26 protein-coding genes are annotated in these 26491 nt (G+C 51.0%); 17 read left to right on the top strand and 9 right to left on the bottom strand.

All coding sequences use genetic code 11. The features are described from left to right. Positions 1 to 134: 134 nt before the first annotated feature. Complete coding sequence (gene ydiK, locus ABGB15_RS12110; RefSeq protein WP_152084330.1) at positions 135 to 1250, bottom strand: AI-2E family transporter YdiK; 1116 nt, start codon at positions 1248 to 1250, stop codon at positions 135 to 137. A gap of 197 nt (positions 1251 to 1447) precedes the next feature. On the opposite strand from ydiK, the gene ABGB15_RS12105 reads away from it, so the two are divergent. The 3 genes from ABGB15_RS12105 to ABGB15_RS12095 all read left to right on the top strand — a co-directional run bounded on the left by ABGB15_RS12105 (position 1448) and on the right by ABGB15_RS12095 (position 5191). Then, positions 1448 to 4504, top strand: coding sequence for an FAD-binding and (Fe-S)-binding domain-containing protein (locus ABGB15_RS12105; RefSeq protein WP_215723194.1), 3057 nt, complete (start codon positions 1448 to 1450; stop codon positions 4502 to 4504). Next, positions 4501 to 4911, top strand: a complete 411-nt coding sequence (gene menI, locus ABGB15_RS12100) for a 1,4-dihydroxy-2-naphthoyl-CoA hydrolase (protein ID WP_215723195.1) — start codon at positions 4501 to 4503, stop codon at positions 4909 to 4911. Before ABGB15_RS12105 ends, menI begins: the two co-directional genes overlap by 4 nt. Positions 4912 to 4996: 85 nt before the next feature. After that, entirely contained in the window at positions 4997 to 5191 is a 195-nt protein-coding gene (locus tag ABGB15_RS12095; RefSeq protein WP_010430192.1) for a YdiH family protein, read from the top strand. A gap of 46 nt (positions 5192 to 5237) precedes the next feature. Here ABGB15_RS12095 and ABGB15_RS12090 read toward each other — a convergent pair whose 3' ends face one another. Together ABGB15_RS12090 and ABGB15_RS12085 are read right to left on the bottom strand one after the other, a co-directional pair. Beyond that, positions 5238 to 5867 carry a winged helix-turn-helix transcriptional regulator gene (locus tag ABGB15_RS12090; protein ID WP_152084333.1) on the bottom strand — a complete coding sequence of 210 codons (630 nt, stop codon included), beginning with the start codon at positions 5865 to 5867 and terminating at the stop codon, positions 5238 to 5240. Between the two features lie 77 nt (positions 5868 to 5944). Continuing rightward, positions 5945 to 6604, bottom strand: a complete 660-nt coding sequence (locus ABGB15_RS12085; protein ID WP_152084334.1) for a winged helix-turn-helix transcriptional regulator — start codon at positions 6602 to 6604, stop codon at positions 5945 to 5947. A gap of 446 nt (positions 6605 to 7050) precedes the next feature. Here ABGB15_RS12085 and ABGB15_RS12080 point away from each other — a divergent pair, with 446 nt between their 5' ends. From ABGB15_RS12080 to ABGB15_RS12055, 6 genes are read left to right on the top strand one after another with little or no spacing between them, the layout of a single operon-like run. After that, positions 7051 to 7581 (top strand): fimbrial protein, encoded by a 531-nt coding sequence (locus tag ABGB15_RS12080; protein WP_152084335.1) that lies wholly within the window; start codon positions 7051 to 7053, stop codon positions 7579 to 7581. A 59-nt stretch (positions 7582 to 7640) separates the two neighbouring features. Beyond that, positions 7641 to 8318, top strand: coding sequence for a molecular chaperone (locus ABGB15_RS12075; protein ID WP_215723197.1), 678 nt, complete (start codon positions 7641 to 7643; stop codon positions 8316 to 8318). A gap of 42 nt (positions 8319 to 8360) precedes the next feature. Continuing rightward, positions 8361 to 10901 carry a fimbria/pilus outer membrane usher protein gene (locus ABGB15_RS12070; RefSeq protein WP_215723198.1) on the top strand — a complete coding sequence of 847 codons (2541 nt, stop codon included), beginning with the start codon at positions 8361 to 8363 and terminating at the stop codon, positions 10899 to 10901. Position 10902: 1 nt separating this feature from the next. Next, the gene (locus ABGB15_RS12065) at positions 10903 to 11850 is read left to right on the top strand and encodes a fimbrial protein (RefSeq protein ID WP_215723199.1); all 948 of its coding nucleotides are present in this window, start codon (positions 10903 to 10905) and stop codon (positions 11848 to 11850) included. 11 nt (positions 11851 to 11861) lie between these two features. Then, complete coding sequence (locus tag ABGB15_RS12060) at positions 11862 to 12374, top strand: fimbrial protein (protein WP_215723200.1); 513 nt, start codon at positions 11862 to 11864, stop codon at positions 12372 to 12374. A gap of 49 nt (positions 12375 to 12423) precedes the next feature. After that, the gene (locus tag ABGB15_RS12055) at positions 12424 to 13146 is read left to right on the top strand and encodes a LuxR C-terminal-related transcriptional regulator (protein WP_215723201.1); all 723 of its coding nucleotides are present in this window, start codon (positions 12424 to 12426) and stop codon (positions 13144 to 13146) included. A 58-nt stretch (positions 13147 to 13204) separates the two neighbouring features. Here ABGB15_RS12055 and fdhF read toward each other — a convergent pair whose 3' ends face one another. From fdhF to ycgZ, 4 genes are all read right to left on the bottom strand, one after another. Next, positions 13205 to 15355 (bottom strand): formate dehydrogenase subunit alpha, encoded by a 2151-nt coding sequence (fdhF, locus tag ABGB15_RS12050; protein ID WP_313327035.1) that lies wholly within the window; start codon positions 15353 to 15355, stop codon positions 13205 to 13207. Positions 15356 to 15548: 193 nt separating this feature from the next. After that, positions 15549 to 15827: a biofilm/acid-resistance regulator YmgB/AriR gene (locus tag ABGB15_RS12045; RefSeq protein WP_152084342.1), complete on the bottom strand. Its 279-nt coding sequence runs from the start codon at positions 15825 to 15827 to the stop codon at positions 15549 to 15551. 29 nt (positions 15828 to 15856) lie between these two features. After that, positions 15857 to 16177, bottom strand: coding sequence for a hypothetical protein (locus tag ABGB15_RS12040; RefSeq protein WP_313327038.1), 321 nt, complete (start codon positions 16175 to 16177; stop codon positions 15857 to 15859). 4 nt (positions 16178 to 16181) lie between these two features. After that, positions 16182 to 16421 (bottom strand): regulatory protein YcgZ, encoded by a 240-nt coding sequence (gene ycgZ / locus ABGB15_RS12035; protein ID WP_152084344.1) that lies wholly within the window; start codon positions 16419 to 16421, stop codon positions 16182 to 16184. A gap of 340 nt (positions 16422 to 16761) precedes the next feature. On the opposite strand from ycgZ, the gene ABGB15_RS12030 reads away from it, so the two are divergent. The 3 genes from ABGB15_RS12030 to ABGB15_RS12020 all read left to right on the top strand — a co-directional run bounded on the left by ABGB15_RS12030 (position 16762) and on the right by ABGB15_RS12020 (position 19810). Next, the gene (locus ABGB15_RS12030) at positions 16762 to 17982 is read left to right on the top strand and encodes a diguanylate phosphodiesterase (RefSeq protein WP_152084345.1); all 1221 of its coding nucleotides are present in this window, start codon (positions 16762 to 16764) and stop codon (positions 17980 to 17982) included. A 189-nt stretch (positions 17983 to 18171) separates the two neighbouring features. Next, positions 18172 to 18906 carry a MerR family transcriptional regulator gene (locus ABGB15_RS12025; protein WP_215723204.1) on the top strand — a complete coding sequence of 245 codons (735 nt, stop codon included), beginning with the start codon at positions 18172 to 18174 and terminating at the stop codon, positions 18904 to 18906. Positions 18907 to 19222: 316 nt separating this feature from the next. Then, entirely contained in the window at positions 19223 to 19810 is a 588-nt protein-coding gene (locus ABGB15_RS12020) for a surface-adhesin E family protein (RefSeq protein WP_215723205.1), read from the top strand. A gap of 318 nt (positions 19811 to 20128) precedes the next feature. On the opposite strand, the gene ABGB15_RS12015 is transcribed toward ABGB15_RS12020, so the two are convergent. After that, the gene (locus ABGB15_RS12015; protein WP_215723206.1) at positions 20129 to 20416 is read right to left on the bottom strand and encodes a type II toxin-antitoxin system HicA family toxin; all 288 of its coding nucleotides are present in this window, start codon (positions 20414 to 20416) and stop codon (positions 20129 to 20131) included. Between the two features lie 15 nt (positions 20417 to 20431). After that, positions 20432 to 20734, bottom strand: a complete 303-nt coding sequence (locus tag ABGB15_RS12010) for a DUF1902 domain-containing protein (RefSeq protein WP_215723207.1) — start codon at positions 20732 to 20734, stop codon at positions 20432 to 20434. Between the two features lie 667 nt (positions 20735 to 21401). Between ABGB15_RS12010 and sufA the strand changes: the two genes are divergently transcribed. Genes sufA through sufS form a run of 5 tightly spaced genes read left to right on the top strand, consistent with a single transcriptional unit; the run spans position 21402 to position 26485 of the window. Next, positions 21402 to 21770: a Fe-S cluster assembly scaffold SufA gene (gene sufA / locus ABGB15_RS12005; protein ID WP_152084347.1), complete on the top strand. Its 369-nt coding sequence runs from the start codon at positions 21402 to 21404 to the stop codon at positions 21768 to 21770. 8 nt (positions 21771 to 21778) lie between these two features. Beyond that, a complete protein-coding gene (gene sufB / locus ABGB15_RS12000) occupies positions 21779 to 23269 on the top strand; it encodes a Fe-S cluster assembly protein SufB (RefSeq protein WP_152084348.1) in 1491 nt (496 codons plus the stop codon). Positions 23270 to 23278: 9 nt separating this feature from the next. Beyond that, positions 23279 to 24025: a Fe-S cluster assembly ATPase SufC gene (gene sufC / locus ABGB15_RS11995; RefSeq protein WP_152084349.1), complete on the top strand. Its 747-nt coding sequence runs from the start codon at positions 23279 to 23281 to the stop codon at positions 24023 to 24025. Continuing rightward, the gene (gene sufD, locus ABGB15_RS11990) at positions 24000 to 25268 is read left to right on the top strand and encodes a Fe-S cluster assembly protein SufD (protein WP_215723208.1); all 1269 of its coding nucleotides are present in this window, start codon (positions 24000 to 24002) and stop codon (positions 25266 to 25268) included. The genes sufC and sufD overlap by 26 nt, the downstream gene beginning before the upstream one ends. Next, a complete protein-coding gene (gene sufS, locus ABGB15_RS11985) occupies positions 25265 to 26485 on the top strand; it encodes a cysteine desulfurase SufS (RefSeq protein WP_152084351.1) in 1221 nt (406 codons plus the stop codon). The genes sufD and sufS overlap by 4 nt, the downstream gene beginning before the upstream one ends. Positions 26486 to 26491: the final 6 nt, after the last annotated feature.

Here is a 26491-nt window from a genome sequence, read left to right as displayed (position 1 = left end):
TCGTAGAGTGAATGGCAGTCTTACGGGCGAAATGGCGGGTCTGACCAGTGTGCAGGGAATAAATAGTTTAGCGGTGTTTAAGTATTGCTGAAGGAAATCAAAGCCGGGTAGCGTAGCGCCACCCGGCAACGCTGTTACTGCTTGTTCTTGTCTTCCAGCTCTTCAAGCTCGCTGAGGATCACGTCCGGATCGGTTCCCGGTGGTGGGACTTCATGCACCCAGGCAGAAAACAGACGCCAGGTCACGGCGAGCAGCACCGGACCAATAAACAGACCGATCATCCCAAAAGCGATTAAGCCGCCAATCACGCCTGAGAGGATCAGGATCAGCGGCAAATCAGCCCCCATGCGGATCAGTATCGGGCGAATCACGTTATCCATGGTGCCGACAACGCAGCTCCAGACCAGCAGAACGGTCCCCCAGGTGGTATCGCCTGTCCAGTAGAGCCAGATAATGCCCGGCACCAGAACCAGCAATGGCCCCAGTTGCGCAAGACAGGTCATCAGCATCACGACGGTAAAGACGGTTGCGTAAGGCACGCCTGAAATGGCGAGACCGATACCGCCCAGCACCGCCTGTACCAGTGCCGTCACCACGACGCCAAGGGCCACCGCGCGCACGGCCTGTGCAGCCAGCAGGACGGCGGCATCGCCACGTTTACCCGCCAGACGGGTTGCAAAATGACGAATACCCAGCGCAACTTGCTCTCCACGCCAGTACAGCAGGGCGCTGAAGACCAGCATCAGCGTACAGTGCATCATAAAGCGACCAATATGCGCCGCCTGTCCCACAAACCAGGTGGTGGTGGTGCCGATATAGGGGCGCACTTTTGCCATCAGGGCGCTGCCACCCATCTCCAGCAGGTTGTGCCAGCCGCTGTAGAGTTTTGCCCCGACGACGGGAATGCTGTTAAGCCAGGCGAGATCCGGCAGAGTCAGGTCGCCACTGGTAACAGCACGAATAATCGGGCCGCTGGAATCAACCAGGCTGTTCACCAGCAGCGCAATCGGAATAATGAACAGCAGGAAGAGCAGCAGTGTCATTACCAGCACCGCTAACCCGCGACGACCAAACAGTAACGTCTGCAGACGCAGCAGCAAGGGCCAGGTGGCGACGACAACGGTCGCGGCCCAGGCAAAGCCGAGCACGAAGGGGCGAACAATCCACAGACACGCAATTATCATGATGGCTAAAAACAGCACCGACAGCAAAATTTGCGCAACATCCCTGGGCTGACGAAGATTGACCATAAATGAAACTTTCCTTTAATGAACGTCAGCATGGCTGACGGAAACGTAAACCGCGTCTTACTAATCATTAGTGATTTCAGCGATTTTTGACAGGCGGATTCTGCCTGTAATTCTGCTGAGCGTATAAGAAAAAAATGTGATAAAACTTTCCAGACACAACGCAAACGATTTCACACCTCTAATTAGGGTCGACCGTAATGATCCCACAGATTTCTCAGGCACCTGGCGTCGTTCAGCTGGTGCTTAATTTTTTGCAGTCACTGGAGCAACAGGGTTTTACAGGTGATACCGCCACGGATTACGCCGACAGGCTGACGATGGCGACCGATAACAGTATTTACCAGCTTCTTCCCGATGCAGTCGTTTTTCCACGCTCAACCGCAGATGTGGCGCTGATTGCCCGTCTGGCGTCGCAGGAGCGGTTCACCTCTCTGGTATTTACCCCACGCGGTGGCGGTACGGGCACCAACGGACAGGCGCTGAACCAGGGCATTATTATTGATATGTCGCGCTATATGAACCGCATCATAGAGATCAACCCTGAAGAGGGGTGGGTACGCGTGGAAGCGGGCGTAATCAAAGATCAGCTCAATCAATTTTTGAAACCCTACGGCTACTTCTTTGCACCGGAACTTTCCACCAGCAACCGCGCCACGATTGGCGGGATGATTAATACCGATGCGTCCGGACAAGGTTCCCTGGTCTATGGGAAAACCTCAGATCACGTGATGGGGGTTCGTGCGGTCCTGCTGGGGGGCGATATCCTTGATACCCAGCCGATGCCGGTCGAACTGGCCGAAACGCTCGGTAAAGAGAACACCACGATCGGGCGAATTTATCGCACCGTGCTGGAACGCTGTCGCGACAACCGCCAGCTTATCCTCGATAAATTCCCGAAACTGAACCGTTTCCTGACGGGCTATGATCTGCGCCACGTCTTTAATGATGATCTGAGCCAGTTCGATTTAACACGCGTGCTGACCGGCTCGGAAGGCACGCTGGCGTTTATCACCGAGGCGCGTCTGGATATCACCCGGCTGCCGAAGGTGCGCCGCCTGGTGAACGTTAAATATAACTCCTTCGATTCTGCACTGCGCAATGCGCCGTTTATGGTGGAGGCACGGGCGCTGTCGGTGGAAACCGTCGATTCGAAAGTGCTTAACCTGGCCCGCGAAGATATCGTCTGGCATTCCGTCAGCGAGCTGATTACCGATGTGCCAGATAAAGAGATGCTCGGTCTGAACATTGTGGAATTTGCAGGTGATGACGCCGAACTGATTGAAAGCCAGGTGAGTACGCTCTGCCAGCGTCTGGACGACCTTATTGCTGCGGGGGAAGGTGGCGTCATTGGCTGGCAGCTGTGCAACGATCTTTCCGGTATTGAGCGTATCTACGCGATGCGCAAAAAGGCGGTGGGGTTGCTCGGCAACGCCAAAGGTGCCGCCAAGCCGATCCCGTTTGCTGAAGATACCTGCGTGCCGCCTGAACATCTGGCGGATTACATTGTGGAGTTCCGCGCGCTGCTGGACAGCCACGGCCTGAGCTACGGTATGTTCGGGCACGTTGATGCGGGTGTGCTGCACGTGCGCCCGGCGCTGGATATGTGCGATCCGCAGCAGGAGATCCTGATGAAGGCGATCTCGGATGACGTAGTGGCCTTAACCGCAAAATACGGTGGTCTGCTGTGGGGCGAGCACGGCAAAGGGTTCCGCGCCGAATACAGCCCGGCATTCTTCGGTGAGCAACTGTTTGGTGAGCTGCGCAAAGTCAAAGCGGCATTCGATCCGGATAACCGTCTTAACCCTGGTAAAATTTGCCCGCCTGAAGGGGTTGATGCGCCAATGCTGCGCGTCGATGCCACCAAACGTGGTACTTACGATCGTCAGATCCCGATTGCGGTCCGTACATCCTGGCGCGGCGCGATGGAATGTAACGGCAACGGGTTGTGCTTTAACTTCGATGTGAAAAGCCCGATGTGTCCGTCGATGAAGATCACCAGCAATCGCATTCACTCCCCCAAAGGCCGTGCAACGCTGGTGCGCGAATGGCTGCGTCTGCTGGCCGACCGTGGCGTCGATCCACTGAAACTTGAGCAGGAACTGCCGGAAAAACGGGCCAGTTTGCGCTCGCTTATCGAACGTACCCGGAACAGCTGGCATGCGAATAAGGGCGAATACGATTTCTCGCATGAAGTAAAAGAGGCAATGTCCGGCTGTCTGGCCTGCAAGGCCTGTTCAACCCAGTGCCCGATTAAGATAGACGTGCCGGAGTTCCGTTCGCGCTTCCTGCAGCTCTACCACACGCGCTATCTGCGCCCGATGCGCGACCACCTGGTGGCGACTGTGGAAAGCTATGCGCCACTCATGGCGCGCGCGCCAAAAACCTTTAACTTCTTTATCAATCAACCGCTGGTGCGCAAACTTTCCGAAAAACATATCGGGATGGTGGATTTGCCGTTGCTGTCTGCGCCATCGCTGCAGCGCCAGCTGGTGGGGCACCACTCTGCGAACATGACGCTGGAGCAGCTTGAGGCGCTAAGCCCTGAGCAAAAAGCGAATGTGGTGCTGGTGGTTCAGGACCCGTTCACCAGCTACTACGACGCGCAGGTGGTGGCGGATTTTGTGCGACTGGCGGAGAAAATTGGCTGGCAGCCGGTGGTATTGCCCTTCTCACCGAACGGCAAGGCGCAGCACATTAAAGGTTTCCTGAGCCGCTTTGCGAAAACCGCGCAGAAAACGTCGGACTTCCTGAACCGCGTGGCGCAGCTCGGGATGCCGATGGTCGGTGTTGATCCGGCACTGGTGCTTTGCTATCGCGATGAGTACAAGCAGACGCTCGGTGACAAACGCGGCGATTTCCACGTTATGCTGGTGCATGAGTGGCTGCCTGCCGCCCTGGAGCAGACGGACAACAGAGAGGTCAGCGGCGAACCGTGGTATCTGTTTGGCCACTGCACTGAAGTCACCGCGCTGCCAGGCGCACCGGCACAGTGGGCCTCTATTTTTGCCCGTTTTGGCGCGAAACTGGAAAGCGTCAGCGTCGGCTGCTGCGGGATGGCGGGGACATACGGGCATGAAGTTAAAAATCATGCTAATTCATTGGGTATCTACGAGTTGTCGTGGCACCAGGCGATGCAGCGCTTACCGAGAAACCGCTGTCTGGCGACGGGCTACTCCTGCCGCAGCCAGGTGAAACGCGTTGAGGGTAACGGTGTCCGCCATCCATTACAGGCTTTACTGGAGATTATAGGATGATCTGGAAACGTGCAGTGACGCTACAGGCGCTGAATGCCATGGGCGAGGGGAATATGGTGGGTTTGCTGGATATTCAGTTTACCCGTATTGGTGAGAACGAACTGGAGGCGACGATGCCGGTCGATAACCGTACTCACCAGCCGTTTGGCTTGTTGCACGGCGGTGCGTCCGTTGTGCTGGCTGAAACGCTGGGCTCGGTGGCGGGTTATCTGTGTACGGAAGGGGAGCAGAAGGTCGTCGGGCTGGAGGTTAACGCCAACCACATTCGCTCGGTGCGCAGGGGCCGCGTGCGCGGTATTTGTCGCGCGCTTCATGCCGGGAGCCGTCATCAGGTGTGGCAGATTGATATTCTGGATGAACAGGAACGCCTGTGTTGTTCGTCCCGTCTGACGACGGCGGTTGTGTAAAGTTTCCGGATGCCTTGCCTTTGGTCAAAAACTAACCAGCGCATTGTGGTATACTGGTCAGGTTTTGAACATAAGCGAGGACATCATGGATACTGAAATAACCCCAACCCAACTGGCAATCGAATATTTACGTCGCGATAAGAGCAACCTGTCTCCGGCGCAGTACCTGAAAAAACTGAAACAGCTTGAGCTGGAGTTTGCTGATTTGCTGGCGCTCTCTTCAAATGAACTGAAAGAAGAGATCTACTTTGCCTGGCGGTTGGGCGTTCACGTCCATTAAGCGCTAAAGAAAAGGCCGCGGTTGCGGCCTTTTTTGTCTCTGAAATTCAGTATTTAGCAGGAAGTTTGTTGATTTTAATAAGCCTGCCTTCATCCATTTCGATAAACCCGCCGGTTTTTAAATCCGCCAGAATTCGCATTACGCCGCTACGGGAAAGCTGCGTTTTCTCTCTGATATACCTTTCCGCCGTTACGCTGCAACGGTAGCTCTCATCTTCATCCATTAGCTTGATTAACTGTTGGCGAATCATCTCATACGCGGTCGGCGCACCCTGAGGCATTACGTTGTTATAAAGGCGGCCATAGACAAACATCAGTTGCTTAGAGATAAGCCCCCATAACCCTTTTTCTTTGATGATTTCATTTGCCCGTTCGGTAGTAAGCACGCCGATCAGACAAGGGCTGACGGTTTTAAGATAGTCATTGAAGTAGGTGCCGGTAAGGTTAGCCAGGCCAAAAAGCGCGGGACTGCGCGCCGTTGAAAGCATCATGTTGTCGCTTCTTCGGTATACTGCAATCGTGCCTTCCGTAATTAAATAACACATTGCCTGGCCGTTTACCTGAAGGTCAAGTTGCTCACCGCGGCCTGTTCTGCGGGGAGTGCAGTATGGCCAGAAATGAGAAATAAGTTCCTGTGCATAAGGAGAACCGCGAAATGGCTGGTCTGAAGCGGACATGGCTATAACCTTTGAGAAGAACGTATACGTTATAGTTTCGCTCTTATCTTCAGCTATCTCCAGATATAAATTGACGGTCAGTACTTCCGCGGCAGGTGGTGGATATCAAGCAATACGCCGCGTTCCATTGTGATGTATTTTCCCGTGCGCAGCTCCGCCAGTATCCTCATAATACCGCTACGAGAGAGGTAGGTTCGGCTTTTAATATAAGCAGCCGCGGTGATATTTTGTCTTATTGCGTCAGGCTCTTGCATCAATTCCACAAGCTGAAAGCGAATGATGTCATAAGCAGACATCTGGGAAATCTGAGCGCAATGTTCATAAACACGGGATGCAGTATAGATAAGCAGGTTTGAGAAATGTTCCCAGAGGTTATGCTCTGCAATCACACGATTAAAGCATTCCAGAGGTACGCTCGCTACCTCCGAGGTTTCAACCGCCCTGACATAAAGGTGCTCTGAAGATAATTGACTGCTTACGCCAAGAATAAACGGTGAGGATTCTGAATTCAAAACAATCCCGTCACCGCGACGATGTAAAGCCACGCTGCCATGTATCAGCAAAAAACATTGACGAATTTCATTGTTGAAATAATGGATAATTTCACCTTTTGCAAGAATGAGCCGTTCAGTAAATGGAAGTACGTTATCAATTATTTTTTCAATGTGATTATAGGGCTTTAATCCAAGTACAGTAGATTGTTCATCGCCGAGTACAGGTGCGATTCGCGTGTTCATTGGTTACCTCGCCAGCAGAGACTATCTTTCTAATCGACCCAAGAATTATCTTAAAAACCAGCAACTCATGGAATATCAGGCGCGAGTCTAATAATAGACCTACAGAAAAGAGGGCCTTAACCGTTTGAAATAATAGGTTTTGTTACGTCAGTCTAAAAGTGGACCGTTTTTGGCGGGCTTGAGATTATCCTAAATAATAATGTTTTATTTTTGTTAAATTCGAGTCTACAGCTAGACTCCAAAACACATTGTCTGCAGGTAGGGAGTAGGATAAGTTTTATCAGGCCGACAGGAGCGCCAGAAATTTATTGTATCAGCAATACTCATTTTGTTCTGTTTCTGTCTGCATATAAATAACAATGGACAAAACGCAAATGGTGAATGAACCATTAAATGTTTTTTGCCTGAATATCAGTAATAAATAAAGTAATACAGGATATGGCATCATGAAAAAGAAAATTATCATTGCTATGCTCGCAGCAAGTTCTGCATTGACAATGACTCACGCTTTCGCAGCAGCGGGCACCGTGAATTTTAATGGAAATATTCTGGATTCTGCCTGTGATGTTGATGTGGCATCCCAGAACCAGGTAGTGGTGTTGGGGGATTATAATAAAACGGAATTTTCATCGACAGGTGCCAGAACGGCCGCGAAAAAATTCAATATTATTCTGAAAAACTGTCCGGTATCAGTAACTACTGCAAAGGTGCGCTTTGACGGTACGCCTGATGTAACCAATAGCAGTTTGCTTGCTATTGATTCCTCCATTACTGGTGCGGCAACGGGTGTGGCGATTAACCTGATGACCGCAGATAAAGCCGATCTACCTCTTCATGATAACAACGGGTTCTCCTACGTGCTCAACAGCGCGACGGAAAATGTCCTTGATTTTTATGCCCAGTATATTTCAACAGCGTCAGCGGTGACGGCGGGTCCGGCTAACGCAGTCGCTAATTTCTCTGTTGTTTACAACTAAGCCATTTGCAGCAATTAAAAGGGGGGGCTTCCCGGCCCCTTTGTTTTATGAGGAATCACATGCGTTTTATCAGAACAATCGGGTTGGCCGCGGTATCGTTACCGCTAATATTTTCAGGGGCCAATGCCGGAGTGATTATTGGCGGCACGCGTATCATTTTTGATGGTGCGAAAAAGGAAGCGTCAATAGGTGTCACTAACCCTGACAGCACTCCGTATTTAATTCAGTCCTGGATTGATTTAAAAGACGGTCATTCCGGTAAAACGCCTTTTATTATCACACCACCTTTATACCGTCTGGATGGCGGGCAACAAAACGTGGAACGTATCGTGATGACAGGAACCTTGCCGCAGGATAAAGAAACGTTGTTCTGGCTAAATATTAAAGCCATTCCGGCTGCATCCAGCCAGGCTAATTCTCTGCAAATCGCCGTTAAAACACGTATTAAGCTCATTTATCGGCCTGAGGATCTTCGTGCGTCAACACCGGAAGAGCAAGCGACGAAATTAACCTGGCAAAGAACAGGAAATGAACTTCAGGTCACTAACCCAACACGCTATGTGATCAATTTTAATGAAGTGAGTGTTGGCGGCCAAAACATTGACGATGTGACATATGTTTTGCCAGGAGAATCAGCCCGCTTCCCATTACCCGCAGGGGCTCGTGGCAACTCGCTCATATTTAAAATTATCAACGACTATGGCAGCCCCGGAAAATCACATCAAGCCAGCTTGTGAGTGTTAAAAAGCGGCGCTTCTGTACTGATTAGGCTTATAACAATGACAATAAAAAATAATAAGATGCGGCCTGCTCGCCTGGCGACGTATATCGCCATCGCGCTTACAGGTTCAGCACAGCCTCTGTATGCCAGCGAGACGTTTAATTCCGAACTGGTTGAACTGGATAATCCTGGAATGGGCAGGGCAGATTTATCTGCCTTTGAATCAGGATCGCAGATGCCTGGAACGTACCATGTTGACGTCATTCTTGACGACCAGTTAATCGAGACCGTTGATATCCCCTTTAATACCCTTAAAGACGTTGATGGCAATGAAAAATTGCAGCCTTGCCTGAATGTGGAACAGCTCAAACGCTGGGGAGTGAAAACCGATCTTTTTCCTGATATTGCAGCCGACAACAGTGTTTGCGCTAATCTTCAGGCAATTCCACAAGCCAGCACAGATTTTCAGTTTGGCACTCAGCGGCTGGTCATCAGTATCCCCCAGGCTGCAATTAGCCTGCCTGCAAGAGGCTCTGTACCGCCGGAGATGTGGGATGAGGGTATACAGGCTGCAATGCTCAATTACAGTCTGAGTGGCGCGAACAATTGGGCGAAAACGCGCAATGGCACTAACAGCGATAGCCAGTACGCAAACCTGCGTCCGGGGATAAATATTGGCCCGTGGCGTTTACGAAATTACTCCACGTGGTCGCGTGATGCATCCGGCCAGGATCAATGGGACACCGTCTATACCTACGTTCAGCGTGCCATTATTCCCCTGAAAGCGCAGCTAACGGTAGGGGACAGCACTGCGCCTGCCGATGTGTTTGACAGCATGCCTTTTCGTGGTGGACAGCTGGCATCGGACGACGACATGCTGCCAGACTCACTGAAAGGCTATGCGCCGGTGGTACGCGGTATCGCGCGTACCAATGCTCAGGTTGTGGTGCGCCAGAACGGGTATCAGATTTATCAAAGCTATGTCTCGCCTGGCGCATTTGAAATTGTGGACATGTATCCCACCGGAGGCGCAGGGGATCTTGAGGTGACGATTAAAGAAGCCGATGGAAGCGAGCAACATTTCACTCTGCCTTATGCCTCCCTGCCCGTATTGCAGCGTGAGGGGCGGCTGAAATATGCCCTCACCGGAGGACAATATCGCTCATATAACAGCAGTGTGGATAACACCCCGTTTGGACAAATCACCGGAATATATGGCCTGAAGCATGGCATTACCCTCTACGGGGGACTGCAGGAATCAAGCAAATATCAGTCGCTTGCTTTCGGTACAGGTAAAAACATGGGCGATTTTGGCGCACTGTCCGCAGACGTGATCCAGGCATGGTCCACACCGAATAAAACAGCAAAAACGCGCGGCCAGTCCTGGCGAGCGCGTTACAGCAAGAACTTTGTGAATAGCGGGACGAATTTTTCCATTGCGGGATACCGCTATTCGACCAGTGGCTATTACGGGATGCAGGACGTGCTGGATTCATACGGGGACAGCACTGCACTGCAGGACAGAAGACGTAACCGTGCGGAGCTGACAATGAGCCAGACGCTGGGGGGAAACCTCGGCGCTCTGACGCTTAGCGCTGCGCGTGAAGATTACTGGAATTCCCCTCAATCGATGGTCTCCTGGAGCGTCGGATACAACAATTACTGGCACAACATCAGCTATGGCGTGACATGGACATACAGTAAAAACAGCCACTCTGCCTCAAATAACGAGAGCGCTAAAACCTATGACCACGATCAGCTCCTGGCTTTTAATGTCAGCGTGCCGTTGGAGAAATTCCTGCCGCAAACCTGGGCTAACTATGGCGTGAACGCGAGCAAGGATCGCGGCACGACGCACAATATTGGTATGAACGGCGTGGCGCTGGAGAACCGGGCTCTGAGCTGGAACATGCAACAGGGTTACGGTACGGATGGCGTGGGTTATACAGGTAATGTAAACGGTGACTATAAAGGAACATACGGCGAAGCCTCGGTGGGGTATAGCTACGATAAAAACAGTACACGTCTGAATTATGGTTTGCAGGGTGGGATCATCCTTCATGGTGACGGTGTGACACTCTCTCAGCCGCTGGGGGAAACAAATGTACTGGTAAAAGCACCCGGCGCTCATGGCGTGGATATTCGAAATCAGCCGGGTGTCCGCACGGATTACAAAGGCTATACGGTGGTCAGCAATCTTTCAGTTTACCGGAAAAATGACGTTATTCTCGATCCGGAAAATATGCCTGACGATGTTGAACTGGACATTAATACCCGAACGGTAATACCGACGCGGGGAGCGCTGGTTAAAGCCGAATATATCTCTAAAGTGGGTCGCCGGGTTCTGATGACCTTATCGGATAATAACCATTTTGTTCCATTTGGCGCGGTGGTCACGCTCTCAGGTGATAGCCAGAGCAGTTTTATCGTGGGCGATCGCGGACAGGTGTACTTAACGGGTATGCGCGAGCAGGGAGCAATATTAGCAACATGGGGAAATCAACCTGGTCAACGGTGTCGGGCTGAGTTCAGCTTGCCAAAACAATCATCTTATGGGGGCATAACAGAAGTAAACGCACAGTGCCTTCAGGACCGTTAAAATGAAAATTGCAACCTTTATATTTTTGCTGTGTTCGTTTACTGGCTGGAATATTGCCCATGCCGGAACCTGTACAACGATTACGCCGCAACTTTCTACGCTGTCTGTCGGTACGATTAACGTTCAGCGCGATACACCTGTCGGTACAGTGATATTTTCCCGTGCAGCGACAAGGACAACTTCGTATTTAACGGGGTGTTCCAATCCGTTAATGTTGGGATTCAGTATGCGGTATAATAATGCAATACCGAGTGGTTTTGGCAACCACGTATACGCCACTAATATCAGTGGCATTGGAATACGGTTTTCCTCCGGGAATTACTTTGAGAGTCCGAATAATACATTTACGTATAACGCCCAGACATCCTATGTCGAATGGTTTGGCGGAAAGATTGAATTGATTGTAACCGGCCCGGTGTCGTCAGGCGTATTAATGCCTGGTGTCATTGGCGTAGTTATGCTGCAGGGGGCTGATGGAGTTTACCGCGAAGGTCTCACCACGCAGCTTAACGATGGGACTATCAACGCGCTGGCATGCAGTATCAGTTCGTCTCAGTTAACGTTTCCGATGGGTGATATTCCTGTTTCAATGTTCGGTTCTGTTGTGGGAACAACGCCGGCAGGGGCGCAGAATACGCAAAATCTGGGACTAAGTTGTTCCGCCGGAACCAATATCAACGTTTCACTGAGTGGTATACAAAACCCGGATGTGGCTGATACAAGCGTAATGGCGTTAACAGGACAAGGGAATGCAGGTACGGCAAAAGGCGTTGGTGTGCAGCTTTTATATAACGGTTCACCGTTGGTCATGAATAGCCGGATTCTGTTAAAACAATCTGCGGGTGGGCAAGAGACGTTACCATTAACGGCTCGCTATTATCAAACGTTAACGAGCATTGAACCGGGCTCAGCAAATGCCTCAGCAACGCTGACGTTGACCTACCAGTAACAGGTGAGATAATGAAAATACAATATAAGAAATTTCTCTTTCTCGCTTTATTGTGCTGGAACGTCTATGCCGCAGACGGTGTGAATGTCAGCGTCACGGGAAATATTGTGGCCTCGCCCTGTGTATTTAACGGCGGGAATTCAAATCTTGATGTGAACCTTGGGAATATTCAGGCGATAAATATGGCGACGCCAGGGTCAACGTCCGATCCGGTCACATTTAATTTTGTGTTTACCCATTGTCCGGTGGGTACGCGTACCGTCACCGCCAGCTTTACCGGAACGCCCGATCCTGTTGCAGGCGCGGACTATTATATGAACAGCGGTTCGGCCACCAATGTTGCGGTGGCAATGAGAGAGCGGGCGTCTGGCATGCTCAAGGGGACGGGTTCCAGCATCTCACAAAACATCGCGGCAGACAGAACCGCAACTATGCCAATGCAGGCGTTGGTTAAATCTGTATCGGGTGGGGTAGCGCCAGGAAGCATAAGTGCAGTTGTGATGGTTACGCTGCAATACAATTAAGTGGAAGAGAACTGTTCGTCTTTTTTATTACGATACATCGGTACGATCTATGTTGAATATTTTGATTAAAGAAACGGATCTGTTTTTTAGAGCCGGATTACAATATTTTCTTGTGGATTTCTTTTCCCGTAATTTTAAGCATCATCTCCAGTTTAATTATGTATTTACGGCTGACAGCGTCAGTATGGCCGATATTGTCGTTCTTTCTTTATGTAATGGTGAGATGTTGACCTGCTTCCCTGAGTTTAAATACCGCAAAAAAGGCATTGTGATAGGGTTGGTTGACGATGCGTTTCGCTTCCAGGCGATGTCATCCTGTTTTCAGGATATTATATTTATTTCCCGTAACGCTTCTCTTGACCAGGTGAGCGAGACGCTCTTTATTGCATGGCTTAAAATGCAATTACCTGGATATAGCTGGAATAAAAATACCTGTCTGAATTGTCAACATAGAGTCTTATCACCACAGCAAGTCAGAATTATGGTGAGTTTTTACCGGGGTTTATCAGTTATGCAGATAGCTGAAGCGTTGCGGATAAGCGATAAAACGGTATTTACCCATAAATATATTTTGATGCAGAAATTTGACCTGCGAAGCGATTATGAACTGATCGCTTTGCTCAACAGGCTGGTTGCAAAAAACAGTCACCCTAACGTTTTCCGTGACTATCTGGAAAAAGATTTCAGTGAAGAAAGCGATGCAGAAACGTCTGTACGTCAGGCCTGCGGTGGGGAGACTGCGCCAGGCGAAGAATCACAGAACGTGAGGTGACTGCGAAAGCGCTATACGGTATTGCCGGGTGGCGGCTACGCCTCACCCGGCAATATCCTTAAACGTTCACGGCGCTGATCAGCCGTGATTTCATAGTTTGGTACGCCGAAGCCGCAAAATCTTCCGCCCGGCGCTGGTCCTCAATCGCCTCCAGTTGTACTGCACAATACTTCGTTTCCGGCGTTCTGGAGACCGGGTCGAGATTATCCTGCGTCAGTTCGTTGCATGCGCCAATCCACCATTGATAGGTCATATACACCGCACCGGTATTAATGCGTTCGCTGATGCTGGCGCGCGTGATGACTTTACCCCGGCGTGAACGTACCCATACCAGTTGACCATCGGCAATGCCCCGTTTATCCGCATCGGCAGGGTTGATCTGCACCTGACCGGGTTCATCGGCGAGGCTTTGCAGCGCGGCGCAGTTACCGGTCATTGAACGACAGGAGTAATGACCGACCTCGCGCACGGTACACAGCACTAACGGATAATCCATATCCGGAGTTTCAGCCGGTGCGCGCCAGGCGGCGGCGAAAAGCTGTCCTTTGCCAGTCGGCGTATCGAACTGATTATTTTTATACAGGTACGGCGTCCCCGGATGATCGAGCGTCGGACACGGCCACTGCACATGGCCCATCTCGCCCATTTTCTCATACGTAACGCCATAGAACAGCGGGCACAGCTCGCGCATCTCATCCCAGATCTGCTGGTTAGAGCTGTACTGCATCGGGTAGCCCATCTCAGTGGCCAGCAGACTGATGATTTCCCAGTCCCGCTTCACGTTACCGCTGGCGTCAATGGCTTTGCCGAAACGCTGAAAGCCCCGGTCAGCGCAGGTAAAGACGCCGCCGTGTTCACCCCAGGAGGTTGCAGGCAGCAGCACATCCGCCACTTCCGCCGTTTTGGTCATGAAAATGTCCTGCACGACGACAAAATCGAGAGCCTCGAAACCGCGGCGGACCAGGCCGAGATCGGCCTCGGTCTGAAGCGGATCTTCCCCCATGATGTAGTAGGCTTTGACCTTCCCCTCCAGCGCAAGGTGCGGTACTTCTGTGATACGCGTTCCGACACGATCGTCCATGTTATTGACGTCTATCCCCCACGCATCGGCAAACTTTTGCCTGACTGCCGGGTCAGTAACGTCCTGATAGCCGGGGAACATATTGGGCAGAACGCCCATGTCACAGGCACCCTGAACGTTATTCTGCCCGCGAACCGGGCCGACACCCACGGCAGGGCGACCCAGGTTGCCGGTCAATAGCGCCAGGCTGGAAAGACCTTTCACGACGTCCACTGCCTGACCAAACTGCGTTACGCCCATTCCCCACATCACCGTTGCGGAAGGCGCTGCGGCAAAGGTACGCATCGCCTGACGAACCTCCTGCGCAGGAATGCCTGTAAGGTGTTCCACTTTCTCCGGCGCGTAATCGCTGACCATCTGGCGATACATATCCAGACCTTCCGTGAAGCGCGCAACGTAGTTTTTGTCGTACAGCTCTTCCTCCAGCAGCACATAGCCAAACGCGTTGACCAGGGCCATATTACTGCCGTTTTTCAGTTGCAGATGCTGATCGGCGATGCGTGCCGTTTCAATGCGACGCGGATCGCAGACGATGATTTTCGCGCCGTTCTCGCGCGCTTTAAGCACCCGTCTGGCGACGATCGGATGGGAATCAGCACAGTTGTAGCCAAACACCAGCAGGCACTTTGAGTGTTCAATATCATTTATGGAATTACTCATCGCCCCGTTGCCGAGCGTTTCCTGTAAACCAGCAACAGAGGGGCCATGGCAGACGCGCGCGCAGCAGTCGACGTTATTGGTGTGAAGCACCGCGCGGGCAAATTTTTGCATGACATAGTTGGTTTCATTCCCGGTTCCCCTTGATGAACCCGTCGTCATGATTGTGCGGGGGCCAAACTGGGCTTTGATATTATTGAGTTTTTGCGCGGTATAGCGGATAGCTTCTTCCCATGTAACAGGCGTAAAAGCAGCGCCTTTATGATAGCGGATCATGGGTTGCGTTAAGCGGGGAGTCAGCAGACGCGTATCGTTCAGGAAGTCCCAACCGTAATACCCTTTCAGACACAGGGTGCCCTGATTGGTTACACCATTCGCGGCTTCGGCACGGATAATGCGGTTATTTTCTACAACGAGAGTTAATTTACAGCCCGCACCACAGTAAGGGCAGACGCTAGCGATTTTTTTCATCAATAACAGACCTGTTAAGAAATGAAGCGATGTTTAACTGGATAGCCCAGTCCCGTAGGGGAGAGCTAGCAGAAACCATGCCACATTGTCTTTTGTTGTTTTACAGGGAGTTATGAAGAGGGGGAGCGTGTCATCGTCAGGCGCTTCGTCAAAACTGACGATGACACGTTAGCAAGGGTTGGTGAAGGGGAGGTTACAGATCATCCATGGTATAACCCACGACAATTTCCAGCGTTTTACGAATAACATCCGCCTTCACAACGTCGTCAGTTGTTTCCAGCGTCTGGATCAGCCAAAGAATGATCGCTTTATTGGTAAGGTGGCCTTCGGAAGCAAGAACACAACGTACTGCAGTAGCAAAAATGGCGGACTCTTCAGCAAAACGATCGCCGGCGTGACGGAAATACTCCGATAACGCGCTATCTAAAAAGGCGGAATGGTATTTGGGTTGAAGCTGAATGTGTTGTCTCATTTCTTTTCACCGTAGCTGTAAAGTGGTAGTCAATGTATTTTCTTTGGATCGGATGGTTTTCCATTACCCAATAACGGCACTACATTGTCTTTGTTATCTCTGAGAGGTCCCTCTCTGAGGGTTCTTCCCTGTGCGGTTCTGCCGCGTCTGAAGGCGATAATGTTCTCACCGATTTCGGCGATCGCCTTCGCGAGAGTCTCCCGCCGCTGGGGATTATGTTCATGTGCTTTCATATCCCGCAGGCGCTGAACTAAGCGATCGATGGTCAGCGGTTCCCACTCTTTCAGAAGAGAAAGAACAGCGTCTCCGATAAGCTGGTCAATCAGTCGCTCTGCGTCACTGCTGTTCATAACGTTAGCGTTCGAAGAGCAGACCAAGCAGCATGTGATAATGCTGTTCCTCGTCCGGGCCATTGGCATTTTCGAGGCGGCTTAATAATTTGGTACAGAGCGATTTGCGGTTGAGATGTCGACCATCGCTCAGGATTTCAACAACCACCTGACCCAGTGTCTCCTGCTGAGTTGGCAGCGCAGTTTTCTCAAAATATTGCGCAATCGCTGTTGCTGAATCTGCGGCGTAACCGTTCTGTTGCATGTTTCGCTCCTGTAAATATCCGTAATCAGTAACGTTACATTTAAGGTATACACAATTTTCAAATCTGTACATTTAAAATGTACAATTTTTCACTTTTTCTATAATATATTTTATAAAATATTTATATTTCAGTTGGTTATATTGGGATTATTTGTTGCGTATGTCGCAGGATATATTGTACAGCCTGTTCCATTGATGCAGAATTGTACAAGCGGAAGGAGAAACGCCGGGTAGGGCGTAAGGCCTTGAGATGTAAATTATTTGTTAGCCAGGTAATGTGCTATAAAATAGCTTTACCCACGTCAATGTCGTGGCTGACCCCATAACCCCCAGGAATAGCATGCTAACAACCATCATTTACCGCAGTCACATCTGCGAGGACGTTCCGGTGAAAGCGCTGGAAGAAATGGTAGCTGCTGCAAACAGTAAAAACCGGCAAGCCGATGTCACGGGGATCTTGCTGTTCAACGGCACACATTTTTTTCAGTTGCTTGAAGGGCCTGTTGAAAACGTCACGGCTATCTACCAGCAGATTTGCCACGATCCGAGACATCATAATGTCGTGGAACTGCTGAGCGATCACGGCCCCACCCGACGTTTTGGCAACGTGGGAATGGAGCTTTTTGATTTACGTCAGTTCGACAGAAATGAAGTTTTGCAGCAGGTGCTCGACAGAAGCACAACGAAATATCAGATGGCATATAACGATCGCCCTCTGCAGTTTTTCCGCACTTTTGTTGAGGCTACAGAAAAAGCCAACTATTTTGAGCTGCCGCCTGCGGACTCCTGGGACTTTATCTCTGAAGAGACGCCGTTATCCGCGCAGCCTGAAGTCGTGGCAAAAGGGGCGAACTGCAGCTTTGCATTTCAACCGATAGTGGACCCGTTTATGCAGCAGGTTGTCTCCTGGGAGGCGCTGGTTCGCACTCCGTCCGGTGAATCGCCAGAGATCTATTTTGAAAACCTGCCTCGTGATGTTGTCTATGAGTCGGATCTGAAGAGCAAGCAAGTGGCGTTGTCGATGGCCAGTGCGCTGGGTTTGCAGGGGCAGACGTTGTCCATCAATCTGCTGCCTATGACGCTGGTCAATGTTCCCAATGCCGTAGATTTTCTGCTCAATGCCATTGAAGCAAATGGCTTTGTACCAGAACAGATTGTTGTGGAGTTTACGGAGAGCGAGGCGATCTCTCGCTTCGATGACTTTACCAGCGCAGTCAGGCAGCTGAAAAGCGCTGGCATCAGCGTGGCGATCGATCACTTTGGTGCCGGGTTTGCCGGGCTGCAACTACTGGCGCAATTTCAGCCGGACAGAATCAAAATTAATCGTGATTTGATCGCCAATGTGCATAAGAGCGGCCCGCGACAGGCGATAATTCAGGCGATAATTCAGTGCTGTATTTCCCTGGAAATTCAGGTTTGTGCTGTCGGCGTAGAGCTGGCAGAAGAGTGGATGTGGCTGGAATCTGCAGGGATTTCCCAGTTCCAGGGGCACCTGTTTGCCAGCCCGCGACAAGGGGCCGTTCCTGCCATTGCCTGGCCAGAGAAAAAATTCGATTCCTGAGAAACTTGTACATAACTCTTCAGAGGTAGCTGTACCTACGGCTGAATTTATACAACAATACATAAACAGAGTGAATGGTTTGTACGCCATTCACTTGTTTCAAAATGAGGTCTTAGTTATACAAATGGTTTGTACAATCTGATAAGGTTGGCTTAGTTAGGTATGGAAGTTCTGAGCGTGAGGGAGTTAATGGCCTATTACAGTATCGGCGAAGTGGCCGAACGATGCGGTATCAACCCCGTTACGCTGCGTGCCTGGCAGCGCCGTTATGGATTGTTGAAGCCACAGCGCAGCGAAGGGGGACATCGTCAATTCGACGATGAAGATATCCTGCGCATTGAAGAGATCAAGCGCCTCATGAAAAGTGGCGTCTCGGTTGGCAAGGTGAAAGCCTTGCTGGAAAACAAAAACGTCATCACGCAGGGAAACTGGGTGTCATTTCAGGAAGAGATGCTGTCCGTTGTGCGTTACGCCAGCCCGGCAAAACTGCGTGCCAAACTCGGTGAATTCCGCCGCGATCATGCGACGGATGCGCTTATCGATAACATTATCATCCCCGTTCGCCAACGAATAAGCCAGGATCAGAACACGGTGCGTCATATGGCGAGCCTGCTCGATGGTGTGCTGATTGAATTCGCCGTCACAAGCCTGGCTGAGTCGCGAAAAAAAGCCGGGAAAGATGCCCTGCTGATCGGTTGGGAGTGTGACGATCGCACGCATCTGTGGCTTGAGGCCGCTCGTCTGGCGCATAAGGGCTGGCATATTGATGTGCTGGCAGAGCCCATTGATTCTCCGCGCCCTGAACTCTTTCCAGGGCAAAAAATCTTTGTCTGGACGGGAAAATCCCCTACGCCTCGTCAGCAGGAGTTGCTGGATTACTGGCGGGAACAGGGTTTTTCAGTCTCCTTCCACGCAAGAACATAAAGGGCCCGGAAGGGCCTTTTTTATTTCTTTAGTCCCGGTTGACAGAAAAGTAAAGCGAGATAGCGTGTACGCTCGAGCACGAAGATATTCAGAATAAAAGTGGTTTTGGCTGTGTGAAAAATTTAACTGCCGAAGAAGATAATTGCGTTTGCGCATGGTTTTTTGCATGAAGTATTTATAGATTGGATAATTGACTGATGACCAGTCTTGATAAATAGATTCAATAAATACTTTACGGAGTAATATTCAGGAAACGGATTCATGATGAAAATATTATTCATTACAACACTATTCTTTTTAGCAGCGGGAGCAAACCTTGCAAACGCATGCCCAAAAGGCCAGCATCCGCATGGCGGAACGGGTTCGCATCATAAGGGAGGGTATTGTTCTTATGAGAAATAAATTAGTTCTTATGACATCGTTGTTATTAATAGGATGTAGTGTTAATACATCAATGATGACAGATCAACAACTACAAAATTGTAAAGAAAACGCCTACTTAATGAGTAACAGAGTGGCTTGTGCAAGAGTCATACTTGATAAAGCACCGCTTCCGGAAACAGAAGTTATTACTCCACCACTCGCTCAAACAGTGAATTATGTGAATCAAAACACTGGAAATGACTGGGTAAAAATTGATAATAATTTGTCTTTCCGAAAAGAGTACGCTGATAATGAGTTTTTTTTAGCTTGGGTGAAGATAAAAAACGCAAGTAAACATTATGCTTTTGTTATGAGTCAGTGGAGAATTAATTGTAAAAGTAAAGAGTTACAAATCAGCAAATCAGTTTTTTATAATAAAAGCGGGCATGTAATAGATTCAATAGATGAGCCAACACCATATTCCACTATCGTTCCAGAAACTAACGGCGAAGCATTTTATTACTATACATGTATACCTTAAATTTTGCCGCTGAATCCAGCTAATCGTGCTAACTATCTCGCTAAAACGTGAGAATGGGCCAGAAAATAAAATAAATCACTCATCCCAGGAAGAGCTACGCCATACTGGCAGGGATGGAAAGTGCTAATTTCATTAGCACGCAGAACCTTGCAGACGCGGGGTTCTTGCTTCCCGACGATATGACTCGCGGTTAAATTGTTCGAAATGACTAAGTTGATCACGACTTTTTACCCGCGCGCCAGGCCAACAAAGGAATGGTTTACTGATACAGATGATATATGGAATGAAGAAGTGAGGGGAAAACCGCCGAAGCGGTTTTTACTCAGAAGGCTGTAATCCGATGTCGACCAGTGAAACGCTGCCTTTGCATAAGGCATGGAATTTTCTGTCATTCATTCCGGCCTGCTTTGCCATCGATTTAATAAGATCACGTGAAAAAGGGGCATGATGCTTATCGACCGTAACAAGTAGCTTTCTGCCATCAGAAATTTTTACCCATTGCTCGTGAGATGTACCCGTTTTGGGTTTCATTTCGAATCCTAAGGCCTTTAAGCCCCGGATAACCTCGTCATACTTTAAAGGGGTGAGCTTCTTAGTAAAAAGCATTCAATCGCTCCCCCTTTAACAAGTCACTTTACAAGGCTCGTTAAACAGGGATGCTCTTCCTGGTTTCCTGGAAAACAGCATTTTAAGACCAATAAACCAATACTTTATCCATAAAGACAGAGGGGCTTTACGGTTCAGCAACAGGTCTTTCGCATACTGTGGCTCTGCTTCTACTTCATCAAACAGAGCATTTATCTGCTGCTCAAGCTTATCCATGGCTTCCTTCATTGAATCTGCTTGCGCCGCCAGGGACAAATCAAGGCAAGCGGCAACGTAAACGCCATCCTGATGATAGGCCATGCAACGTAAGTATTTCATATTTTTCTCCTCAGGGACTCACATTCAGGAGTCAACGTGAAGTTTACCCAAAAGGTATAGGACCGCAAGGAGAAAAAATGCCTTTTTTGTAAAATGTCAAGCGTATGTAGGTGGCGACTGACAGTGTATACAGTAAAGTTCTTTAAGCGCTCAAAAATTATACCTTCCGTAGTCAGACATTTTGCATGAATTAAGAAGAAGAGGCACACGCTGAAACGTGAAGATTTTAATTAACGGCAGACTGACGTAACGGAGGGTGTTTTGTCGATTTTGAAGGTTACGCAAGAGCCCGAAAGCAGGTGATAAAAAACAATACGGGGCAATGATTTGAATCATATCGTCTGCTGCCATAAACCGCAAGTTGCTGAATTTGCAATGTTAGCCTTATTTAACGCGAATTAAAAAATCTATCTCAAAAATAGGCATTTCCGATGCATATTTTATTTTTCACCAGATTCATGCCGCTCCTGCAGTCAAATGCATTATTAATCAATGCATTGAACAATTACATCCTTCCCGTCAGCATCGCGTGACAGGGTCTATGCTTAATAAAAGTAGCTAAAAAGGGCGAATTAGCCGAAAGCCCCTGCTGTCAGGGGGTTGAAGTGATAATCGTTATCACTAACATGGTGTTATGCCCTGGTGGCTTAACAGATGAGGTGGACCTATGGAACTGCAATCAGAAACCTTTAATCCGGCCGATTTTGCCTGGCGTGGTTTAACCCTCACGCCTGCGGCTGCGGCGCATATCCACGAACTGGTGGCAAAAAAGCCCGACATCCTCGGCGTGCGTTTGGGCGTGAAGCAGACCGGCTGCGCGGGTTTCGGCTACGTTCTTGATACCGTGACTGAGCCTGAAAAGGATGATCTGGTGTTCGAGACCGATGGCGCGAAACTCTATGTTGCGCTGCAGGCGATGCCGTTTATCGACGGAACGGAAGTCGACTATGTTCGTGAAGGTTTAAACCAGTTATTCAAATTCCATAACCCGAAAGCCCAGAACGAATGCGGCTGCGGCGAAAGTTTTGGGGTATAGGCGGTACTATGTCTCGTAATACTGAAGCAACGAGTGATGTGAACACCTGGAGCGGCGGACACCTTAACTATAAAGAAGGGTTCTTCACGCAGCTGCAGACCGATGAACTGGCGAAAGGCATCAACGAGGATGTCGTTCGTGCGATCTCGGCTAAACGTAATGAGCCGGAGTGGATGCTTGAATTCCGCCTCAGCGCTTTTCGCGCGTGGCTGGAAATGGAGGAGCCGCACTGGCTGAAAGCACACTACGACAAACTGAATTACCAGGATTACAGTTACTACTCCGCGCCCTCCTGCGGGAGCTGTGACGATACCTGCGCCTCGCAGCCGGGAGCGGTTCAGCAGACCGGCGCTGAGAACAGCTTCCTGAGCAAAGAGGTTGAAGAAGCGTTTAACCAGCTCGGTGTGCCGGTGCGAGAAGGGAAAGAGGTGGCGGTGGACGCCATTTTTGACTCCGTATCGGTCGCGACAACCTATCGTGAAAAGCTGGCAGAGCAGGGGATCATTTTCTGTTCCTTTGGCGAAGCGATCCACGATCACCCGGAACTGGTGAAAAAGTACATTGGTACGGTGGTGCCGAGTAATGACAATTTCTTTGCGGCGCTTAACGCCGCAGTGGCCTCTGACGGCACCTTTATCTACGTGCCGAAAGGCGTGCGTTGCCCGATGGAGCTGTCCACCTATTTCCGCATTAACGCCGAGAAAACTGGCCAGTTCGAACGTACCATTCTGGTGGCCGATGAAGGCAGCTACGTCAGCTACATCGAAGGCTGCTCTGCGCCGGTTCGTGACAGCTACCAGCTCCACGCGGCGGTGGTTGAAGTCATCATTCACAAAGACGCCGAGGTGAAATACTCCACGGTACAAAACTGGTTCCCTGGCGATGGCAATACCGGCGGTATTCTGAACTTCGTGACCAAACGAGCGCTGTGCGAAGGTGAAAACAGCAAGATGTCCTGGACTCAGTCAGAAACCGGCTCCGCCATCACCTGGAAATACCCGAGCTGCATTCTGCGTGGTGATAACTCCATCGGTGAGTTTTACTCGGTGGCGCTGACCAGCGGCCGTCAGCAGGCCGATACCGGTACTAAGATGATCCACATTGGTAAAAACACCAAATCGACCATCATCTCAAAAGGGATCTCCGCCGGGCACAGCCAGAACAGCTATCGTGGGCTGGTTAAGATCATGCCAACGGCTACCAATGCGCGTAACTTTACCCAGTGTGACTCCATGCTGATTGGCGCGGACTGCGGTGCACATACCTTCCCGTATGTGGAGTGCCGCAATAATAGCGCCCAGCTAGAGCACGAGGCGACCACATCGCGTATCGGTGAAGATCAGCTCTTCTACTGCCTGCAGCGCGGCATCAGCGAAGAAGATGCCATTTCGATGATTGTGAACGGCTTCTGTAAGGATGTGTTCTCTGAACTGCCGCTGGAATTCGCCGTTGAAGCACAAAAACTCCTCGCCATTAGTCTTGAACACAGCGTCGGTTAAGGAAAGCACATGTTAAGCATTAAAGATTTACAGGTAAGCGTGGAAGACAAAGCGATCCTGCGCGGCCTCAATTTTGACGTCAAACCAGGTGAAGTTCACGCCATTATGGGGCCGAATGGCTCAGGGAAAAGTACGCTTTCAGCGACGCTGGCAGGGCGCGAGGATTACGAAGTCACCAGTGGAACGGTGGAGTTTAACGGCAAAGATCTGCTGGAGATGTCTCCTGAAGATCGTGCGGGCGAGGGCATCTTTATGGCCTTCCAGTATCCGGTGGAAATTCCCGGCGTCAGCAACCAGTTCTTCCTGCAAACCGCCCTGAATGCGGTGCGTAAGTATCGTGGCCTGGAGGCGCTGGATCGTTTTGATTTCCAGGATTTAATGGAAGAGAAGATCAAGTTGCTGAAAATGCCGGAAGACCTGCTGACCCGCTCGGTCAACGTTGGTTTCTCCGGTGGTGAGAAAAAGCGTAACGACATCCTGCAGATGGCGGTACTCGAACCTGAGCTTTGCATTCTCGATGAGACCGATTCTGGTCTGGATATTGATGCGCTGAAGATTGTCGCCGATGGCGTCAACTCCCTGCGCGACGGCAAACGCTCGTTTATCATCGTCACCCACTACCAGCGTATCCTGGACTATATCAAACCGGATCACGTCCACGTGCTCTATCAGGGGCGTATTGTGAAGTCCGGCGATTTTACGCTGGTCAAACAACTGGAGGAGCAGGGTTATGGCTGGCTTACCGAACAGCAGTAATGCACTCCAGCAATGGCACCGCCTGTTTGAAGCGCAGGGTGAAACGCGCTCTGAGCAGGCTCAGCAGCACCTTCAGCAACTGTTGCGCCTCGGCCTGCCGACGCGTAAGCATGAGAACTGGAAATACACGCCGCTTGATGGCCTGCTGAACGGCGAGTTTGTGACGCGGCTGGCGGATATCAGCCCGGCCCAGCGTGATGCTCTGGCGCTTAACGTGGATGCCGTGCGCCTGGTGTTTGTCGACGGACAGTTCCGGGCGGAGCTGAGCGACAACACGCGGGAGAGTGGGTTTGAGATTACCATTAACGACGACCGCCAGCGGCTGACTGCTGCCGTTCAGCCTGAGGTGTTCCTGCATCTCACAGAAAGCCTGGCGCAGAGCGTGACGCATATCCATGTGACGCGTAACCAGCGTCCGGCGAAACCGCTGCTGTTAATGCACATTACTCAGGGACTGGAGGGTGGCGAGATCAATACGGCGCACTATCGCCATCACCTTGAGCTGGCCGAAGGGGCGGAGGCGACGGTGATGGAGCATTATGTCAGCCTCAATGATACCCGCCATTTCACGGGCGCACGTCTGACGATGAATGTGGCCGCCAATGCCCAGCTTCACCATATCAAGCTGGCATTTGAAAACCCGCTGAGCCACCACTTCGCCCATAATGACATTCTGCTGGGGCAGGACGCTGCGGCGTACAGCCACAGCTTCCTGCTGGGTGATGCTGTGCTGCGACACAACACCAGTACGCAGTTGAACGGTGAAAATACTACGCTGCGCATCAACAGCCTGGCGATGCCGGTCAACTCGGAAGTGTGTGATACGCGCACCTGGCTTGAGCACAACAAAGGGTATTGCAACAGCCGTCAGCTGCATAAAACCATTGTCAGTGACAAAGGCCGCGCGGTGTTTAACGGCCTGATTAACGTGGCGCAGCACGCGATCAAAACCGACGGGCAGATGACCAACAACAACCTGCTGTTGGGGCGTCTGGCGGAAGTGGACACCAAACCGCAGCTGGAGATCTACGCCGACGACGTGAAATGTAGCCACGGCGCGACGGTCGGGCGCATTGATGACGAACAGATGTTCTATCTGCGCTCGCGCGGTATCGACAGGCAGGCCGCGCAGAAGATGATCATCTATGCCTTTGCGGCAGAGCTGACGGAAGCGCTGAGCGATGAGGCGTTAAAACAGCAGGTGCTGGCCCGCATAGGCCGGCGTCTTGGAGGCGAAGCATGAGTTTTCCCGTAGAGAAAGTCCGGGCAGATTTTCCGGTTCTGACCCGTGAAGTGAACGGTCTGCCGCTGGCCTATCTCGACAGTGCTGCCAGCGCGCAGAAACCAAACCAGGTGGTGGACGCCGAAGCGGAGTTTTACCGCCACGGCTATGCGGCGGTGCATCGCGGTATTCATACGCTGAGCGCCGAGGCGACTCAGCGTATGGAAAACGTGCGCACCCAGCTTGCCGCTTTCCTCAATGCACGCTCGCCGGAAGAGCTGGTGTTTGTGCGCGGGACCACGGAGGGGATCAACCTGGTCGCTAACAGCTGGGGTAACGCGCAGGTACACGCGGGCGATAACATCATCATCACCCGGATGGAACACCACGCCAATATCGTGCCCTGGCAGATGCTCTGTGAGCGTGTGGGTGCCGAACTGAGGGTGATCCCCCTTAACGTCGACGGGACGCTGCAGCTTGATCAACTCGACGCGTTGCTGGATGAACACACGCGGCTGGTGGCGGTGACCCAGGTCTCTAACGTGCTGGGCACTGAAAACCCGGTGGCAGAGATTATTGAGAAGGCTCATCAGGCGGGCGCGAAGGTGCTGATTGATGGTGCGCAGGCGGTGATGCACCACGCGGTCGACGTGCAGGCGCTGGACTGTGATTTCTATGTTTTCTCCGGCCATAAGCTCTACGGGCCTACCGGTATTGGCGTGTTGTACGTCAAAGAAGATATTCTGCAGGCTATGCCGCCGTGGGAAGGGGGCGGTTCGATGATTGCCACCGTCAGCCTGACCGAAGGCACCACCTACGCGCGTGCGCCGTGGCGTTTTGAGGCGGGCACACCAAACACGGGCGGTATTATTGGGCTTGGCGCGGCGGTCTCTTACGTCTCCGCGATGGGTCTGGACGCCATTCAGGAATACGAACAGCAGCTGATGCATTACGCATTGCAGGAGCTGGCCGGCGTGCCGGATCTTACGTTATACGGTCCTGCAGAGCGGCAGGGTGTAATAGCGTTTAATCTGGGTAAACACCATGCTTATGATGTGGGCAGTTTCCTTGATAACTACGGCGTGGCCGTGCGCACCGGACACCACTGCGCTATGCCGCTGATGGCGTTTTACCAGGTTCCGGCGATGTGCCGCGCATCGCTGGTGATGTACAACACAACGGAAGAGGTCGACAGACTGGTGGCGGGACTAAAACGCATTCACCAGCTGCTGGGCTAACGAGAG

Origin of the sequence: Enterobacter sp. MALB-1 (assembly GCF_041021625.1) — a bacterium.
GTDB lineage: Bacteria > Pseudomonadota > Gammaproteobacteria > Enterobacterales > Enterobacteriaceae > Enterobacter > Enterobacter oligotrophicus.
Note: the sequence above shows the minus strand (reverse complement) of the source record. Positions and strands in the feature narration are given on the sequence as shown.